This window comes from Pseudomonas sp. PsB (genome assembly GCF_043658375.1).
In the GTDB taxonomy this organism is placed as follows: Bacteria; Pseudomonadota; Gammaproteobacteria; order Pseudomonadales; family Pseudomonadaceae; genus Aquipseudomonas; species Aquipseudomonas putida_Z.
The window spans coordinates 1-16,845 of sequence record NZ_JBIGLU010000062.1 but is presented as its reverse complement, the minus strand read 5'-3'; the positions used below and the strand labels follow the sequence as shown (position 1 = coordinate 16,845).

12 protein-coding genes, 1 tRNA gene and 1 pseudogene are annotated in these 16,845 nt (G+C 63.0%); 5 read left to right on the top strand and 9 right to left on the bottom strand.

Annotated features, from left to right (window positions below; all coding sequences use genetic code 11):
• Positions 1-155 precede the first annotated feature (155 nt).
• Complete coding sequence (locus tag ACGLHT_RS29120) at positions 156-416, bottom strand: DUF2798 domain-containing protein (protein WP_274120153.1); 261 nt, start codon at positions 414-416, stop codon at positions 156-158.
• 114 nt (positions 417-530) lie between these two features.
• Here ACGLHT_RS29120 and ACGLHT_RS29115 point away from each other — a divergent pair, with 114 nt between their 5' ends.
• Complete coding sequence (locus ACGLHT_RS29115; RefSeq protein WP_274120154.1) at positions 531-1,460, top strand: LysR family transcriptional regulator; 930 nt, start codon at positions 531-533, stop codon at positions 1,458-1,460.
• Positions 1,461-1,611: 151 nt separating this feature from the next.
• On the opposite strand, the pseudogene ACGLHT_RS29110 reads toward ACGLHT_RS29115, so the two are convergent.
• From ACGLHT_RS29110 to ACGLHT_RS29100, 3 genes and pseudogenes are all read right to left on the bottom strand, one after another.
• Positions 1,612-2,899, bottom strand: a pseudogene (locus ACGLHT_RS29110) (OmpP1/FadL family transporter).
• 147 nt (positions 2,900-3,046) lie between these two features.
• On the bottom strand, positions 3,047-3,529 hold the full coding sequence (locus ACGLHT_RS29105; protein WP_025338041.1) for a hypothetical protein: 483 nt from the start codon (positions 3,527-3,529) through the stop codon (positions 3,047-3,049).
• Positions 3,530-3,778: 249 nt separating this feature from the next.
• Positions 3,779-4,003 (bottom strand): hypothetical protein, encoded by a 225-nt coding sequence (locus ACGLHT_RS29100; protein ID WP_003257337.1) that lies wholly within the window; start codon positions 4,001-4,003, stop codon positions 3,779-3,781.
• Positions 4,004-4,955: 952 nt separating this feature from the next.
• Between ACGLHT_RS29100 and ACGLHT_RS29095 the strand changes: the two genes are divergently transcribed.
• Positions 4,956-5,375, top strand: coding sequence for a tetratricopeptide repeat protein (locus ACGLHT_RS29095; protein WP_025338042.1), 420 nt, complete (start codon positions 4,956-4,958; stop codon positions 5,373-5,375).
• A 292-nt stretch (positions 5,376-5,667) separates the two neighbouring features.
• Positions 5,668-7,041 carry a DNA recombination protein RmuC gene (gene rmuC / locus ACGLHT_RS29090; RefSeq protein ID WP_162276782.1) on the top strand — a complete coding sequence of 458 codons (1,374 nt, stop codon included), beginning with the start codon at positions 5,668-5,670 and terminating at the stop codon, positions 7,039-7,041.
• On the opposite strand, the gene ACGLHT_RS29085 is transcribed toward rmuC, so the two are convergent.
• On the bottom strand, positions 7,013-10,489 hold the full coding sequence (locus ACGLHT_RS29085; RefSeq protein ID WP_025338044.1) for a hybrid sensor histidine kinase/response regulator: 3,477 nt from the start codon (positions 10,487-10,489) through the stop codon (positions 7,013-7,015). The genes rmuC and ACGLHT_RS29085 overlap by 29 nt on opposite strands.
• Positions 10,490-10,653: 164 nt before the next feature.
• The gene (locus ACGLHT_RS29080) at positions 10,654-11,832 is read right to left on the bottom strand and encodes an MFS transporter (RefSeq protein WP_274120155.1); all 1,179 of its coding nucleotides are present in this window, start codon (positions 11,830-11,832) and stop codon (positions 10,654-10,656) included.
• 212 nt (positions 11,833-12,044) lie between these two features.
• On the opposite strand from ACGLHT_RS29080, the gene ACGLHT_RS29075 reads away from it, so the two are divergent.
• Positions 12,045-13,922: an MFS transporter gene (locus ACGLHT_RS29075; protein WP_274120156.1), complete on the top strand. Its 1,878-nt coding sequence runs from the start codon at positions 12,045-12,047 to the stop codon at positions 13,920-13,922.
• A 9-nt stretch (positions 13,923-13,931) separates the two neighbouring features.
• On the opposite strand, the gene sugE is transcribed toward ACGLHT_RS29075, so the two are convergent.
• From sugE to rdgC, 3 genes are all read right to left on the bottom strand, one after another.
• Positions 13,932-14,249, bottom strand: a complete 318-nt coding sequence (gene sugE, locus ACGLHT_RS29070) for a quaternary ammonium compound efflux SMR transporter SugE (protein ID WP_009686221.1) — start codon at positions 14,247-14,249, stop codon at positions 13,932-13,934.
• Between the two features lie 230 nt (positions 14,250-14,479).
• Positions 14,480-15,445, bottom strand: coding sequence for a bile acid:sodium symporter family protein (locus ACGLHT_RS29065; RefSeq protein ID WP_274120157.1), 966 nt, complete (start codon positions 15,443-15,445; stop codon positions 14,480-14,482).
• 186 nt (positions 15,446-15,631) lie between these two features.
• Entirely contained in the window at positions 15,632-16,552 is a 921-nt protein-coding gene (rdgC, locus tag ACGLHT_RS29060; protein ID WP_013971401.1) for a recombination-associated protein RdgC, read from the bottom strand.
• Positions 16,553-16,769: 217 nt separating this feature from the next.
• Between rdgC and ACGLHT_RS29055 the strand changes: the two genes are divergently transcribed.
• Positions 16,770-16,845, top strand: a tRNA-Val gene (locus ACGLHT_RS29055).

Genomic DNA, 16,845 nt, shown 5'->3' with positions numbered 1-16,845 from the left:
CACCTCCCTCCGCAAGCCCTCTGCTCGGCCTCCTGAAGTCGCGAAGATCAAGATCAAGATCAAGATCAAGATCAAGATCAAGATCAAGATCAAGATCAAGATCAAGATCAAGATCAAGATCAAGAGCAGGGGACTTGTCTGGGGTTCAGGTTACTTCACTTTGCATGCACCGTAATCGCCACCAACCGCACAACCACCGGCCTGACCATCAATACACAAACGAACGCCACCGGCATCGCCAACTGGTAAGCCCTCAGCACGTTGCCAAGGTATTCAGGGTTAATCCCCCCATTCGCTGCCGTGATCACGAAACACATCAATAGCGCCATGATCGACGACATGTAGAAGGCAAAAACGTAGGGCGTGGCGCCCGGGTGCAATTTGCGTCGGCTGCGTGCCTGGGACAGGTTGCTCATGCGAACTCCTGAAAAGTAAGTAGAGGCGCAGGTTAGCAACGCACCCGGCAGCAGCTGTAGACCAGCCGTATTGAGTTCTTTATAAAGAGATTCTTACGAATCCAAGGGCTCAGCATGGACCTGCTCAACGCCATTCGCAGCTTCATCAAGGTGGTCGAAGCCGGCAGCATCGCCGCCGGTGCCCGCAACCTGGGCCTGAGCCCGGCCGCGGTCAGCCAGAACCTGGCACGCCTGGAAGGCCACTTGCAGGTTCGCCTGCTCAGCCGCACCACCCGCAGTATGGCGCTGACACCCGCCGGCACCCAGTATTACGAGCGCGTCAGGCACATCGAGCGCGACCTGGCCTTGGCCGAACAGGCCGTCACCACCCCCGATAGTGAGCCCCAAGGGCGGCTATGCATTGCCTCGACGTCCGCCTTCGGTCGCCACGTGCTGGCGCCATTGATACCCGCGTTCAGTGCCCGCTACCCACTGCTTTCGATAGAGTTGGTAACGACTGATCGCCGGGTCAACCACGCGCGGGAAGATGTGGACGTGAGCCTGCGTATTGCCCCGCAACTCGAAGACCAGTTGTTGGCCCGGCATATCGCCCGTATACCGTTCATATGCTGTGCCTCGCCCGGTTACCTGCAAAGCGCCGGCGTGCCGGCCACGCCCGAGGCCTTGCGTGACCACCGCTGCCTGGTGTTCCGCTACCCGGTGGATGGGCGCTTCCTGCGTTGGGGGTTCATGCGCGACGGGCTGCGGTTCGAGCCTGAGTTCGGCAGTGTCCTGATCAGCGACGACATCGATGCCCTGACCCAGATGGCACTGCACGATGGCGGCATCACCCGCCTGGCCGAGTTCATCGTAAGGCCGCATTTGGCAACCGGGGCGCTGGTGCCGTTGTTCGAATACAGCGATAGCGGCCAGGCCTATGCCCAGACCGAACCGATGGATATCTACCTGTGCCTGGCCGACCGCTTTGCCATGACCGCAAAAGTGCGTGTGTTCATGGACTACCTGCGCGAATGCCTGGGTGACAGCTGGCAGGTACAGGCCTGAAAAGATATTGGGGCTGCTTTGCAGTCCATCGCGACACAAGGCCGCTCCTGCAGCGTCCGCATGATCCCGTAGAGTCGGTTTTGTGCGGTCGTTGCAGGAGCGGCCTTGTGTCGCGATGGGCCGCAAAGCGGCCCCGATTTTCTTGAAGCTATCAGAAGCGGTAGGTAAGGGATGCACCGATACCGTGAGCGCTGTTCTCGTACTTGGCCTGGTAGTTGCCTTTCAAGGCACCTTCCGTCGGCGAGTCCGGTTGATTGTTGACCTTGGTGTCCTCTTCCCACAGGTAGGAGTAGGCAACATCGATGGTCATGTCATCGTTCGGGCTCCAGCCGGCACCAAAGCTGACCGCTTTACGGTCGCCGGTAGGAATGCGCGGCGAGCGATCGTGGTTGTTGGTGGGCGACTGGTCGACGGAGAAGCCTGCACGCAGGGTCCACTCCTTGTTCACCTTATAGGCAGCACCAATGGCGTGTGCCCAGGTGTCATGCCAGTTCTGCTCTTCGGTGATGGTCTGCAGTGGGTAGCCCGCCGGTGCTTCGTTCTTTACAACGATGCTCTCCAGGCGGCTCCAGCGAGTCCAGGTGCTACCCGCATACAGGGTCCAGTGGTCATCCAGTTCATGGGTGACCGAGAAGTCCACGGACTCCGGTGTCTTGATTTTCAGGCTGGCGTCGAATTTGCCGCTGAGACCAGCGAGAGCAACCGGGTAGGAAACACGGGTATCGCCTTCAAGCTTGTAGTCGACCATCGAGTGATAGGTCAGACCCACGCGGGTACGGTCTGTGGCTTGTACGAGGACGCCGATGTTGTAGCCGATAGCGGTGTCGTCGCCCTTGATCTTGACTTCGCCATCAGGGCCACCGCCCAGAAACCCGGGGAAGGCGGCGCTGCTCAGGTTCGAGCCCAGTTCACCCTTGATACGGTTGATGGTCGGACCAAAACCGATCGACACCTTGTCGTTGAAGGCATAGCTGATGGTTGGCTGGAAGGTGACAACCTCGACCTTGCTCTTCTTGCCCCAGTAACGTGCCGCGTCGCCGCTACCGTAGTCGGTGATCAGGCCGTATGGCACGTAAACACCGAAACCGACGCTCCAATGATCATCGATCGGCTTGACGTAGTAACCCATGGGCACGCCCACGACCGGGACCATGTCGCCATCGGTTTCCCCCCCCGAAATTGCTACCAGGACCCGAAATATCAGTTTTGGCAATTACGGCCGCACCACCCACGGTGACCTGTTCGCGCTTCAGGCGCGACATGCCTGCAGGGTTGCCATACACAGTGCTGGCATCTTCGGCAGAAGACGAACGTCCCGCAAAACCGGTTCCCATGCCGCTGATGCTTTGCTCGTTCAGTGCGAAACCTGCGGCAAGCAGTTGGCTGGAAGCAAGAGCAACGGCAATGCCGAGGGAGGTTTTGAGCATTACTTTTTTCATTATTAGAAAACTCCTTGGGATCTCCGGGGCGAAAAGCTACCAACAAATCACGCGCCGCGCTATAGCCTCAATCGCAGGAGATAGAGCGGTTTTGTAGGACAATCCGACCAAAATTCCCTTTTTTCCGGGTGCGTTGTAGGACGCGTCTTAAGATGCCTGCGGCAATCTCTGATCTATGCAGGTATGCCAGGCATGGGTGAAGTCGCGCAGGCGACCTTGTGGGTTGAAAATCTGTCGCCAGATCCGCGCCAGGGCGAGAAGGTCATCGGCGGCAGGCAGTGGCGTGGCCTGCTCTTCGACGAGCATCCAGGCAATGGCGGTGGAGTAGCGCAGGTTGACGGTGAGTTCCAGGTGCGGGCCGCCGAGGAAGGCGTGCTGGCTGGCCAGGCCGCGGACCAGGCTGGCCAGGTCGGGGTCACGGGCAAGGTAGTCGTCCCAGATCGCCTGGTGACGGTGTTCGCCGATACGGTAAAGGCCATGCCCACGACGGTCGTGCAAGGCCGACCCCAGGGCCGACTGGCTGGCGGCGATGCCCAGCAACAAGGCTTCGGCGCTGGCGCAGTGACGGTTCAGGTAGACCAGGGTGGGTCGGATCACATACTGACACAATTCATTCGCCGCGATACCCATGATGCCCTCGAGCAGTTAAGGGCCGGACGGGCGCTGGAGCTTGGCAGCTGGTGAGTGATCAGGCCCGCCGGAAGCGGCAAGCACCGCTCGAGTTGAAGTGTAGTGTGATAATCGTGGTGTAAAGGGCTGTTTTTAAATCGATTGCTGCCTGACGTACCGGGCTATATGCCTTAAGGCAATTACGCCGCGAACGTTCAGGCAGGCTTGCGATGGGATGATTCAGCGCTTGAATACCGCAGTATTCGCCGCTCACGCGGTGAGCGACTGGCGGGTTCGGGCGATGACCGCCTGCAGCGGTTCACTGCGGCTGTACTGTTCGGGGTACAGGCGCTCGGTGTGGCAGGCGACGCCGTGTTCGTCTACCAGGGTGAAGCTGAAGCTGCCCTTGCGAGGGGCAACGATAAGGCACTTCAACGGCGAGAAGGCCTGGGAGAGGGTGCCAATGGCAGCCTGAATCTGATGATGAGTTTGCATATTGTTGGAGGTTCCTGCTTTAAACACGGGGTTATGATCCGTGCATGATAGAAACGTTCCAGTGACGCCTTTATTAAGGGACGAACGAACCTGACTGGAACAGGGCAGCCAGAGGGAGCGCAATCAAAGGTGGGCGCATGGGCTGACTGGTAGGTACTTCAGAAGGCAGGCAGCACGCCGGGGCCAAGGTTCTAGGCCGTCGGGGTGGGATCCTGATCAATCTGTCACGTGATTCGTGCTTGAACAGCGCGTGGCTGGCGAGTGAATCATCGAATGGGCCGGTCCTGGTTTCAGCAGCGCCACCCTTGGGAGGGGCGGGTCTGCAAGGACGCTTGAGGCCAGAATTGACTTTCAGCTTGGTACTAACGAGGCGCACCTTAGCGGAAATACAGGCGCTTGGCAAGCATTTCATGTTTGTTCAGGTGAGCCGAGCAGTATGGCGCGTATTTGCCCTGCTGGGAAGAGGGGGCAAAAGGCCCGCATCCGGCCTGATGTACCGATTTCGTGCACTCAAATGAAGGTTTATGGTGCACTTGTTCACATTCGGAGCATCGCTTGCAACTGCCTGGCAACACGCCACGACAGCCTCGCCAATGCCTTGACTGGGCGGTTAAGTCAATGAAAAAAAACACTATTTTTAGCTGGTGAAAAAATCGTCAGTTTGAGCGAAAGCCCCAATTCATGGGGGTTTGCGGGGGATGGGAGGGGGTTGTCCACCGAGTTATCCACAGGAACTGTGGATTGTCCCGAGCGCTTGCTCTAGGACGGGCGTGCCAGCAATACATTGAACTGTCCGACAATCGACATGCTCCGGGAGACCTATTGGTCATCCACTTGAAAACGTCAAGAAAAGATCATTGAAAATTTTTTTCAATCCTCCGGAAATCGAAAGGCCAAGGCGCAAGAAAAAGGGTAGAGTGGCGCGCCTTTCGAGTTGCCAAACCTGTTGCTCATGAAGTTTCGCGGTAAACCCCTCGCCAGCCCCGCTGCATCGACACCTGCGCCTCCCCCAAAACGTTTCTCTCTCAAAGTGGCCTTGTGGCTGCTCGACAACCCGCGCCTGGGTGACAAGCCGCAGGTCAAGCACCTGGCCGGGCGCCTGTTGAAACAGCCGGCGCGCCAAGGCGTGGTCGTGGCGCAAAGCCGCCTGGGGCAGATGTTGTGCCGCGATTGCGGCAATGCCCGTGACCGGCGTATTGGCCATGAACTGCTGCGCCAGGCAGCCCGCGCCGGTGATCGGCGGGCGCAGCTGGAGTATGCGCGGCTGTGCCAGCACAGCGAGCCGGAGCAGGCGCGGTACTGGCTGGAGCTGGCGGCGGGGCAGGGGTCGCAGGAGGCACGGCGGCTTTTGAGGCAGTGGTTCCATGCCTGAGGTGTGTTGCCAGCACTGGCCTCTTCGCGGGTAAACCCGCTCCCACAGGAATAGCTATACCTCGGATACTGTGCAATCCCTGTGGGAGCGGGTTTACCCGCGAAGAGGCCGGAACAGGCAACACACCGCTCAGGCTGATAAGCTGCGATGCATTCGTCCAGGATCATTCGGGGTAAGCATGACAGTGGATCTGGCCAGCATTCTGCTGGGCTTGGTGGCAGGTGCATTACCTTGCCTGGGTTGGGTCATGCAGGTGCAGCGCCGCCAGGGTGCGCGGCAAGGCGAGCAGGCCTTGCTCGAAGAGCGCCTCAATGCTGCCCAGCTGGCCCTGGCCGGCCTGCAGGCGCAACTGGATGCCAGCCGCGACGAGGTCAGCGACCTCAGCGAAGCCAACACCGTCAAGCAGACCCAGCTGGCCGCCCAGGGCCGTGAGCTGGAACTGCTGCAGATCGACCGCGACAACGCCCGTGACGCCGCCCACGCCTGGAACCTCGAGCGTGCCAACCGCGAAGCCGAACTGCGCCGCCTGGAGGCCCAGACCGCACGCCTGGACGCCGAACTGCGCGAGCAGCAGGAAAGCCACCAGCAGCGCCTGGAGGACCTGCAGGAAGCCCGCGACACCTTGCGCGCCCAGTTCGCCGACATGGCTACCAAGATCTTCGACGAGCGCGAGCAGCGCTTCGCCCAGACCAGCCAGCAGCATCTCGGCCAGTTGCTCGACCCGCTCAAGGAACGCATCCAGGCTTTCGAAAAACGCGTGGAGGAGAGCTATCAGCAGGAAGCCCGCGAGCGCTTCTCGCTGGGCAAGGAGCTGGAGCGCCTGCAGCAACTGAACCTGCGCCTGTCCGACGAAGCCACCAACCTGACCCAGGCGCTGAAGGGCCAGAAAACCCAGGGCAACTGGGGTGAGCTGATCCTCGAACGGGTACTGGAGCATGCCGGCCTGGAAAAGGGCCGCGAATACCAGACCCAGGTCAGCCTCAAGAGCGCCGATGGCGAGCGCTTCCAGCCTGATGTGCTGATCATGCTGCCCGGCGACAAGCAGGTAGTGGTGGATGCCAAGGTCAGCCTCACTGCCTACCAGCAGTTCGTCGCTGGCAACGACGAGGCCGCGCTCAAGCAGCATGTGCAGTCGCTGCGCAGCCACGTCAAAGGCCTGTCGAGCAAGGACTACAACCGCCTCGAAGGCCTGCACAGCCTGGATTTCGTGCTGCTGTTCGTGCCGATCGAGGCCGCCTTCTCGGCAGCCCTGCAGGCGGAGCCGAACCTGTTCCAGGAAGCTTTCGACCGGCAGATCGTGATCGTCAGCCCGACCACCTTGCTGGCCACCTTGCGGGTGATCGACAGCCTGTGGAAGCAGGAACGCCAGGGCCAGAACGCCCGCGAGATCGCCGAGCGCGCCGGCTGGCTGTATGACAAGTTCGTGCTGTTCATCCAGGACCTGGACGAGCTGGGCAGCCGCCTGCAGCAGGTGGACAAGGCCTATGCCGCCGCGCGCAACAAGCTGTGCGAAGGGCGCGGCAACCTGGTCAGCCGCAGCGAACAGCTGAAGCTGCTGGGCGCCCGCGCCAGCAAGAGCCTGCCGGCCGACCTGCTGGAGCGGGCGCTGTCCGATGAGGCGTTGCCGGACGAAGCGCTTACTGAACCAGGCTCAGATGGCGATTGAGCATGGCGCGCAGGGCCGCCGGCTTGACCGGCTTGGCCAGGTAGTCCAGGCCAGATGCATGCACCATGGCGATGGTTTCCTTGCTGCCGTCGGCACTGATCACCACGCCCGGCACCGGCTCGCCCAGGCGCGCGCGTAGCCAGCCCATCAGCCCGGTACCGGTCTCGCCGTCGTCCAGGTGGTAGTCCACCAGTGCCAGGTGCGGGCGCATGCCCTTGGCCAGCAGGGCTTCGCATTCGGCGCGGTTGCGCGCGGTCCACACCTGGCAACCCCAGCGGCTGAGCAGGCTGTTCATGCCGATCAGGATGCTGTCTTCGTTGTCCACGCACAGTACCTGCAGCCCGGCCAGTGGCTGGCCGCCCTGTTCCACCGGGGCGGTGGGCGCCGGGGCGGCCTGGCGGGCAATCGGTACGCTGACGCGGAACACCGTGCCCTTGCCCGGCCATGAGCGCACCTCCAGTTTGTGCCCCAGCACCCGGCACAGGCCGTCGGCGATCGCCAGGCCCAGGCCCAGGCCCTTCTCGGCGCGGGTCTGGTGGCTGTCCAGGCGCTTGAACTCCTGGAAAATCACCTGCAGCTTGTCGTCGGCGATGCCCGGGCCGCGGTCCCACACCTCAAGCCACAACTGTTCACCCTGGCGCCGTGCGCCCAGCAGGATCGGGCTCTTGCCGTAGCGCAGGGCGTTGGTCAGGAAGTTCTGCAGCACCCGGCGCAGCAGCTTCATGTCGCTGTCCACCCGCAGGCGGCTGCCGCGCAGGCGGAACTCCAGGCCCTTCTCGGCGGCCAGCACCTTGAATTCGGCGCCCAGGGTGTCGAACAGTTCGTTGAGGGCAAAGGGCTTGGCATCCGGGGTGATCTTGCCGTTTTCCAGGCGCGAGATGTCCAGCAGGTCGCTGATCAGCTCTTCGGCCGAACGCAGCGAGCTGTCCATGTGCTGCACCAGTTGCCGGGCCTCTTCGTTCATGCCCTCGGCCTGCTGCGACAAGGCGGCGGAGAACAGCCGGGCGGCGTTCAGCGGCTGCATCAGGTCATGGCTGACTGCAGCCAGGAAACGGGTCTTGGACTGGCTCACCGCTTCGGCACGGCTCTTGGCTTCGGACAACGCCTGGTTCAGTTGCGACAGCTCTTGGGTGCGTTCCGCCACCCTTTGTTCAAGGCCTTCGTTGGCATCGCGCAGGGCCTGCTCGGCCTCGCGGAACGGGGTGATGTCGGTGAAGCTCATGACGAAACCGCCACCCGGCATCGGGTTGCCGATCAGTTCGATCACCCGGCCATTGGGGAACAAGCGCTCGGAAGAGTGCGCACGGCCCTGGCGCATCCAGTGCAGGCGCCGCGCCACGTGCACCTGCGCCTCGCCCGGGCCGCACAGGCCACGCTCGGCGTTGTAGCGGATGATATCGGCGATCGGCCGGCCCACGCTGATCAGCCCGTCGGGGTAGTTGAACAGTTCCAGGTAACGGCGGTTCCAGGCCACCAGGTGCAGGTTCTGGTCGACCACGCTGATGCCCTGGTTGATGTTCTCGATGGCCCCTTGCAGCAGGGCGCGGTTGAACTGCAGCACCTCGCTAGCTTCGTCGGCGATACGCACCACGTCTTCCAGCTGCATGTCGCGGCCTTCGATGGCGGCCTTGACCACGGCGCGGGTCGACGAGGTGCCGAGCACGCCGGCCAGCAGGCGTTCGGTGTGTTCGATCCAGTCGCCGTCGGCGTTCTGGTTGGGGTTGAAGCCCTTGCCCTGGCGGTAGGCGAAGCGGATGAAGCTCTGCCGGGCGCGTTCTTCGCCGACAAAGCGCGAGGCCAGGGTCAGCAGGTCGTCGATCTGCACCGCCAGCAGCGGCTTGCTGCTGGGCCTGGCGCTGGTCTGCTGGCCGATGAAGCGGCCGGCCTGCCAATGCTCGGAAACCCGCGTGCGCGACAGCACCGAGACCCAGGCGAACAGGGTGAAGTTGCCCGCCAGCGACAGCACCACGCCCTGGGTCAGCGGGCTGATCGGCAGGTTCAGCGGGTTGCCGTGCAGCCACGCCAACCCTGGGAACAGCTGCAGCGACCAGCCCACGCTGTGCGCGGCAATCGGCAGCACCAGGGTGTAGAACCACAGGAAAATACCTGCGGCCAGGCCAGCGAACACACCGCGGCGGTTGGCCTGCTTCCAGTACAGCGCACCGAGCATGGCCGGGGTCAGCTGGGTCACGGCGGCGAAGGCGATCTGGCCGATGGTCGCCAGGCTGGCGGTGGAACCCAGCAGGCGGTAGCTGACATACGCCAGCAGCAGGATCACCACGATGGTCACCCGGCGTACCGAGAGCATCCAGTGGCGGAACGCCTCGAACGGCCGCTCGGCGTTGGTACGGCGCAGCAGCCAGGGCAGCAGCATGTCGTTGGAGACCATGGTCGACAGCGCCACGGCCTCGACGATGACCATGCCGGTGGCCGCCGAGGCACCGCCGATGAATGCCAGCAGGGCCAGGCTCGGGTGTGCCTCGGCCAGCGGCAGGCTGATGACGAACGAATCGGAGATCACCGTGCCCGGCAGCAGCATCTGCCCGGCCAGGGCGATCGGCACCACGAACAGCGCGGCCAGCGCCAGGTACATCGGGAATACCCAGCGCGCCAGGCGCATGTCCTGGGGTTCGATGTTCTCCACCACGGTGACGTGGAACTGCCGTGGCAGGCAGATGATCGCCATCATCGCCACGGCGGTCTGCACCACCATCGACGGCCAGTTGATGGTTTCCTGCCAATAATCCTGCAGGTGGATCGACTGGCGGGCCTGGCTGAACAGGTCGTCGAAGCCGTCATACAGGTTGAAGACGATGAAGATGCCCACGGCGAGGAAGGCCAGCAGCTTGATCAGCGATTCGAAGGCAATCGCCAGGACCATGCCACGGTGGTGTTCGGTCACGTCCAGGCTGCGGGTACCGAAGACGATGGCGAACAGCGCCAGTACCAGCGACACCACCAGCGCGGTGTCCTGCACGCGGGTGCCGGTGGCGTCGGCATTGGCGCCGATCAGCAGGTTCACGCCCAGCACGATGCCCTTGAGCTGCAAGGCGATGTACGGCAGCACGCCGACCAGGCAGATCAGCGCCACGACCACCGCCAGGGACTGCGACTTGCCGTAGCGCGCGGCGATGAAGTCGGCGATCGAGGTGATGTTCTGTTGCTTGCTGATCAGCACCATCTTCTGCAGCACCCAGGGCGCGAAGATCAGCAGCAGCACCGGGCCCAGGTAGATCGGCAGGAATGCCCAGAGCTGTTCGGCGGCCTGGCCGACCGCGCCGAAGAAGGTCCAGCTGGTGCAGTACACGGCCAGCGACAGGCTGTACACCCAGGCACGCAGCTTCGGCGGCAACGGCGTGCTGCGGCGGTCGCCGTAGAAGGCGATGGCGAACATGATGGCCATATAGGCCAGGGCGACCACGGCGATCAGCCCGCTGGACAACGACATGAAGACTCCGAAGCAAAAAGATAACGCGGTCCCGATCAATCAGTCTGGCACGCAGGTGCCGCTTCGTCAGCGCAGACGATGGTCGCAGTGGCAGGTGGTCGCAGGTGGCATCCTGTACCGGCCTCTTCGCGGGCACGCCCGCGAAGAGGCCAGTACAGCCAACATCAATTACTGCGGGTACCCAGCCAATAAAACACCCCCGCCAGTATCACCGACAACACCAGCAGGTAGAAGATCGCCCCCGGCCACAGATGCACCAGGGCAAACCCCACCATCACCGGCCCCAGCGCCGCACCGAGGTTGGACAGGTTCTGCGCACCGTAATACACCCCACGCAAGTGCTCCGGCGCGATCAGGTCGATGAACATGTACTCGGCCGGGATCACGATGATCTCGCCCAGGGTGAACACCAGCATCGCCAGGCACCACGCCAGCGCCGAACCGGCCAGGGCAAAGCCCAGCAGCCCTGCGATGAACAGGCCCATGCCGGCCAGCAGCCAGGGCATCAGGCGCTGGCGGCTGATGCGGCGGCCGATCATGTACTGCAGGGCAATCACCGTCACCGCGTTGGTGGTCACCAGGTAACCGATCAGGCGCGCCGCCTCGGCCGGGCTGCTGGTCACCACCAGATACTGCGACAGGTAGGCGGTGAACTGGCCGAACACCACCGCGCTCAGCACCCCGCCCAGGGTGAAGCATACCAGCCGCCGGTCACGGGCCAGCCCCAGCGCCACCTGGCCAAAGCCGACCCCGGGCTTGTCCGGTGCACTGGCCTGCAGGCTGCGGTCCCCCAGGCGCCAGTAGGCCAGGCACATGGCCAGGCCGAGCAGGGCAGAGGCGATGAACGGCATATGGTCGTTCAGCTCCAGCATGGCCACGCCCAGCAGCGGGCCGGCGGCGTAGCCGACGTTGCTGAGGGTGTACTTGATGGCGAACACCTCGGCCCGTTCCTCCACCGGCAGCAACGCGCAGAAGCCCGCCTTGGCGGCGATGTCGACCACTGCCAGGGCCAGGTTGATCAGCACCAGGCAGAGAAAGAACAGTAGCGCCGAATTGCTGATGACCGCGCCGACGAAGGCCAGGGCAAACAGCAGGGTGCTGGCGCTGACCAGTGTGTGGTTGCGCAAGGTATCCACCAGGTGGCCGCCATACAGGCTCAGCAGCGAGGCGATGATCAGCGCGCCACCGATCAGCAGGCCGATCTGGCTGATCGGCAGCTGGAAGTTGTCGGCCAGGTACACCACCAGGTAGGGCAGGGTAAGGGCGCGGGCGACGGTGAGGGTGAAGGTGGTGCCGAGCAGCAGGCGCACAGTGTGCGGGTAGCGTTTGATGGCGGCGAGCATTGCCACGTCCTTGTTGTTCTGTTTTGCCGGGGGCCAGAATATGCCAACAGAGGCCTGCTGCGCAGGCCTTTCGCGGGCACGCCCGCTCCCACAGGGGCGGTACAGCCCTGCGAAATCCACGAGCGCTTGCCAGTCAGTGCATTTCCCATGCAGATTTGTGGCTTGTCGCGCCCGGCGCGCCTCCAATTGAAAAGCCCTCAGGACCAAGGACGATGAGTCACTCCTCGCAATTCACCTTGCTCGGCAAGCGGCGTTTCCTGCCGTTTTTCATCACCCAGTCGCTGGGTGCCTTCAACGACAACCTGTTCAAGCAGTCGCTGATCCTGGCGATCCTGTTCAAGCTCAGCCTGGGCGACGGTGACCGTTCGATCTGGGTCAACCTGTGCGCCCTGCTGTTCATCCTGCCGTTCTTCCTGTTCTCTGCGCTGGGCGGGCAGTTTGGCGAGAAATTCGCCAAGGATGCGCTGATCCGGGCCATCAAGCTGGCCGAGATCGCGATCATGGCGGTAGGCGCGCTCGGCTTCATCACCAACCACCTGGCGCTGATGCTGGTGGCGCTGTTCGGCATGGGGACCCACTCGGCGCTGTTCGGGCCGGTGAAGTACTCGATCCTGCCGCAGGCCCTGCGCGAGGAAGAACTGGTCGGCGGCAACGGGCTGGTGGAAACCGGTACCTTCCTGGCCATCCTCGCCGGCACCATCGGCGCCGGGGTGATGATGTCGGCCGACAGCTATGCCACCGTGGTGGCTGGTGGCGTGGTCGGCACCGCCGTGCTTGGTTACCTGGCCAGCCGCTGGATCCCGCGGGCCGCTGCCGCTTCACCGCAAATGCCGCTGGACTGGAACATCTTCAGGCAGTCGTGGGCGATCCTGCGCATGGGCCTGGGGCAGCCGCCGGCGGTGTCGCGCTCGATCGTCGGCAACTCGTGGTTCTGGTTCGTCGGTGCCATCTACCTCACGCAGATCCCGGCCTACGCCAAGGACTGGCTGCACGGTGATGGCACGGTGGTGACACTGGTGCTGACCCTGTTCTCGGTGGGGATTGCCCTGGGTTCGCTGCTGTGCGAGCGGCTGAGCGGGCGCAAGGTGGAAATCGGCCTGGTGCCGTTCGGCTCGTTCGGCCTGAGCCTGTTCGGCCTGCTTTGGTGGTGGCACTCCGGCGATGTACCGGCTGTGGCGGCACCGCACGACTGGCTGGCGCTGTTGGGCATGGGCCAGGCCTGGTGGATCCTGCTGTCGATCGTCGGCCTTGGGGTGTTCGGCGGCTTCTACATCGTACCGCTGTATGCACTGATCCAGGCCCGCACCGCCGAAGACCAGCGCGCCCGGGTGATCGCTGCCAACAACATCCTCAATGCCCTGTTCATGGTGGTGTCGGCAGTGCTCACCATCATCCTGCTGGGCCTGGCCGAGCTGACCATCCCGCAGCTGTTCCTGATGGTGTCGCTGCTCAACATCGCGGTCAACGCCTATATCTTCAGGATCGTGCCCGAGTTCACCATGCGCTTCCTGATCTGGCTGCTCAGCCATTCGATGTACCGTGTGCAGCACCGCGACCTCGAGCGCATTCCCGACGAAGGCGCAGCGCTGCTGGTGTGCAACCACGTGTCGTTCGTTGATGCGCTGCTGCTGGGTGGGGCGATCCGCCGGCCGATCCGCTTCGTCATGTACTACAAGATCTACAACCTGCCGGTACTCAACTTCGTGTTCCGCACCGCAGGCGCCATCCCGATTGCCGGGCGCAACGAAGACCTGGCCATCTACGAACGTGCTTTCGCGCGCATTGCCGAATACCTGGCCGATGGCGAGCTGGTATGCATCTTCCCTGAAGGCAAGCTGACCGGGGATGGCGAAATCGATGTGTTCAAGGGTGGCGTCAACCGCATCCTCGAAGAAACCCCGGTGCCGGTCATTCCGTTGGCCTTACAGGGGCTGTGGGGCAGCTTCTTCAGCCGTGACCCGGCCAAGGGCTTTTTCAAGCGCCTGTGGTCGCGGGTGACCATCGTGGCAGGCGCCGCCATCCCGGTGGAGGCGGCGCAGCCAGAAGCCTTGCGTGAGCAGGTCAGCCGCCTGCGCGGCAACCTGCGCTAGGGGAGGGCGTCAGCTGGCGCTGACTTTCAGGCCGACCAGGCCGGTAATGATCAGCGCCACGCTGACCAGGCGTACCAGGGCCATGGACTCGCCGAACAGGATGATGCCGGCGATCACCGTGCCGACGGCGCCGACGCCGGTCCAGATGGCATAGGCGGTACCCAGCGGCAGCTCTTTCATGGCCAGGCCCAGCAGGCCCAGGCTGATGGCCATGGCGGCGACGGTGAGGACGGTGGGCAGAGGCTTGCTGAAGCCGTCGGTGTATTTCAGGCCGACGGCCCAGCCGACCTCGAACAGGCCGGCGAAGAACAGGATGATCCAGGACATGGTGCTTCTCCATCGTTGTGAATGATGGGGCCGTCCCCGGAATGGTCACGCGGTGCGTCGTGAGGTCGTCCTCACAGTGGGTGCCATGGTGCACATATGCAGCCCTCTGGGCAAGCCTGTGCGGGCCTCTTCGCGGGTAAACCCGCTCCCACAGGGATCTCCACAACTTTCAGACTTGTGCAGTACCTGTGGGAGCGGGTTTACCCGCGAAAGGGCCAGTGCAGACAACATCAATGCCTGGCCGGCTCCCCACCTTCTGCTTCTGCCACAGGTTCCTCCATGCGCCGGAACCAGGTCGACAGCAGCGCCCCGGAAATATTGTGCCAAACGCTGAACAACGCACTCGGCACCGCAGCCAGCGGCGAAAAATGCGCCGCCGCCAGTGCGGCGCCCAGCCCGGAGTTCTGCATGCCCACCTCCAGCGCCAGCGACTTGCGCTGTGCCAGTGGCAGCTTGCACAGCCTGCCGGTCAGGTACCCCAGCAAGTAGCCGAAGCTGTTGTGCAATATCACCACCGCCATGATCAGCAGCCCCGACTCGGCGATCTTCGCCTGGCTGGCCGCCACCACCGCGCACACGATCATCACGATACTCACCACCGACACCAGCGGCAGCACCTGCACCGCCGCCTGCACCCGCGCGCCAAGCAGCCGCTGGGCCAGTACGCCGAGCACGATCGGCAGCATCACCAGCTGCAGGATCGACCAGAACATGTCCATGAAGGACACCGGCAGCCAGGCCGAGGCCAGGAACCAGATCAGCGCCGGGGTCAGCAGCGGGGCGAGCAGGGTGGTCACCGCAGCGATCGCCACCGCCAGCGCCAGGTCGCCCCGGGACAGCCAGACCATCACGTTCGACGCCGTGCCGCTCGGGCAGCAGCCAACCAGGATCACGCCCACGGCGATTTCCGGCGGCAGGTGGAACAGCTGGCACAGCAGCCAGGCCATGCCCGGCATGATCACGAAGTGCGCGACCACCCCCAGCATCACCCGCCAGGGCTGGCGGGCGAGGGCGGCGAAGTCATCGAGCTTGAGTGTGAGGCCCATGCCGAACATCACCAGGCCCAGCAGCGGCACGATGGCCACCTTCAGGGCGATGAACCATTGCGGTTGCAGGAAGGCCAGTACGGCGAACACCAGCACCCACAGGGCGAAGGTATTGCCGACGAAGCGGCTGAGGGTGGCGAGGGCACGCATGGGGCAATTCCTTTTCTGTTTTATGGCTTCAAGAATTTCACTGGCCCTTTCGCGGGCTTGCCCGCTCCCACAGGTACACCACAGTACTCAGAAACTGTGGTGTACCTGTGGGAGCGGGCAAGCCCGCGAAGAGGCCAGTACTGTCTGAGGATATCTCCCAGGCCAGCACCGGCATTTCAAAACCAGTCAGACCCCTTGCGGAATCTCTTCCCCACCCAGCGCCTCGAACAGCACCGGCAGGAATTCGGCAAAGGTCATCATCATCAGCTGGAAGCTGGCATCGAACTGCTGCGCAGCCTCATCGCCACCATCCTGTTCGGCCTGCTCCTGCAGCAGCTCTTCGAACTTCAGGCGCTTGATCACCATCTTGTCATCCAGAATGAACGACAGCTTGTCCTGCCAGGCCAGGGCCAGCTGGGTGACCACCTTGCCAGTGCTCAGGTGCAGCTGGATTTCCTCGCCGGTCAGGTCCTGGCGCTTGCAGCGCACGATACCGCCATCTTCGGCGGTGTCGCGCAGTTCGCACTCGTCCAGCACATAGAAGCCTTCGGCAGCTTCCTGCGACTTGACCCACTCGGTCATGGTGGCAACCGGTGCGATTTTCACGGTGGCCGGGCGTACCGGCAGCGAGCCCATCACTTCACGCAGGGTCGACAGCAGGTCTTCGGCACGCTTGGCGCTGGCCGAGTTGACCAGGATCACGCCCAGGCGTGGGGCAATGGCAGCGAAGATCATCGAGCGGCGGATGAACGCGCGCGGCAGGAAGGCCTGGATGATCTCGTCCTTGATCTGGTCGCGTTCCTTTTTATAGACCTTGCGCATCTGCTCGGTCTCGATCTCTTCGACCTTTTCCTTCACCGCGTCGTTGACCACGCTGCTGGGCAGGATGCGTTCTTCCTTGCGCGCGGCAATCAGCAGGTACTCGCCGCTGACATGCACCAGGGGAGCGTCTTCGCCCTTGCCGAATGGCGCGACGAAACCATAGGTGGTCAGCTCCTGGCTGGCGCAGGGGCGGGCCGGCTTGCTGGCCAGGGCCGCTTCCAGCGCTTCAGGCTCGAACGGGACTTCCTGGGTCAGGCGGTAGGTCAGCAGGTTCTTGAACCACATGAGGGGCAATCTCTCCTTAATGCATAAGGCGGGCATTATTCTCCGAGCGGTGCTCTCAGGCCAACCCTGTCGGAGTGCCAGTAGCTGTAGCTGGATGTAAAGATGCACGTGGCAACGCTAGGTCTTTGAAAGGCCTGAGGTTTTTTTTGAAAAAAGTTAAAAAAGTGCTTGCCAGGGTACGGGGCCGTCCGTAGAATGCGCGCCACACCGAGACGAAGGGTGATTAGCTCAGCCGGGAGAGCATCTGCCTTACAAGCAGAGGGTCGGCGGTTCGATCCCGTCATCACCCACCA

Coding starts and splice junctions, on each gene's coding strand:
- ACGLHT_RS29120 (WP_274120153.1), bottom strand. CDS start 416: ATGAGCAACCTGTCCCAGGCACGCAGCCGACGCAAATTGCACCCGGGC.
- ACGLHT_RS29065 (WP_274120157.1), bottom strand. CDS start 15,445: ATGCGTGCCCTCGCCACCCTCAGCCGCTTCGTCGGCAATACCTTCGCC.
- ACGLHT_RS29095 (WP_025338042.1), top strand. CDS start 4,956: ATGAAGTTTCGCGGTAAACCCCTCGCCAGCCCCGCTGCATCGACACCT.
- ACGLHT_RS29100 (WP_003257337.1), bottom strand. CDS start 4,003: ATGCAAACTCATCATCAGATTCAGGCTGCCATTGGCACCCTCTCCCAG.
- ACGLHT_RS29075 (WP_274120156.1), top strand. CDS start 12,045: ATGAGTCACTCCTCGCAATTCACCTTGCTCGGCAAGCGGCGTTTCCTG.
- ACGLHT_RS29105 (WP_025338041.1), bottom strand. CDS start 3,529: ATGGGTATCGCGGCGAATGAATTGTGTCAGTATGTGATCCGACCCACC.
- rdgC (WP_013971401.1), bottom strand. CDS start 16,552: ATGTGGTTCAAGAACCTGCTGACCTACCGCCTGACCCAGGAAGTCCCG.
- sugE (WP_009686221.1), bottom strand. CDS start 14,249: ATGTCCTGGATCATCCTGTTCTTCGCCGGCCTGTTCGAGGTCGGCTGG.
- ACGLHT_RS29115 (WP_274120154.1), top strand. CDS start 531: ATGGACCTGCTCAACGCCATTCGCAGCTTCATCAAGGTGGTCGAAGCC.
- ACGLHT_RS29080 (WP_274120155.1), bottom strand. CDS start 11,832: ATGCTCGCCGCCATCAAACGCTACCCGCACACTGTGCGCCTGCTGCTC.
- ACGLHT_RS29085 (WP_025338044.1), bottom strand. CDS start 10,489: ATGTCGTTGTCCAGCGGGCTGATCGCCGTGGTCGCCCTGGCCTATATG.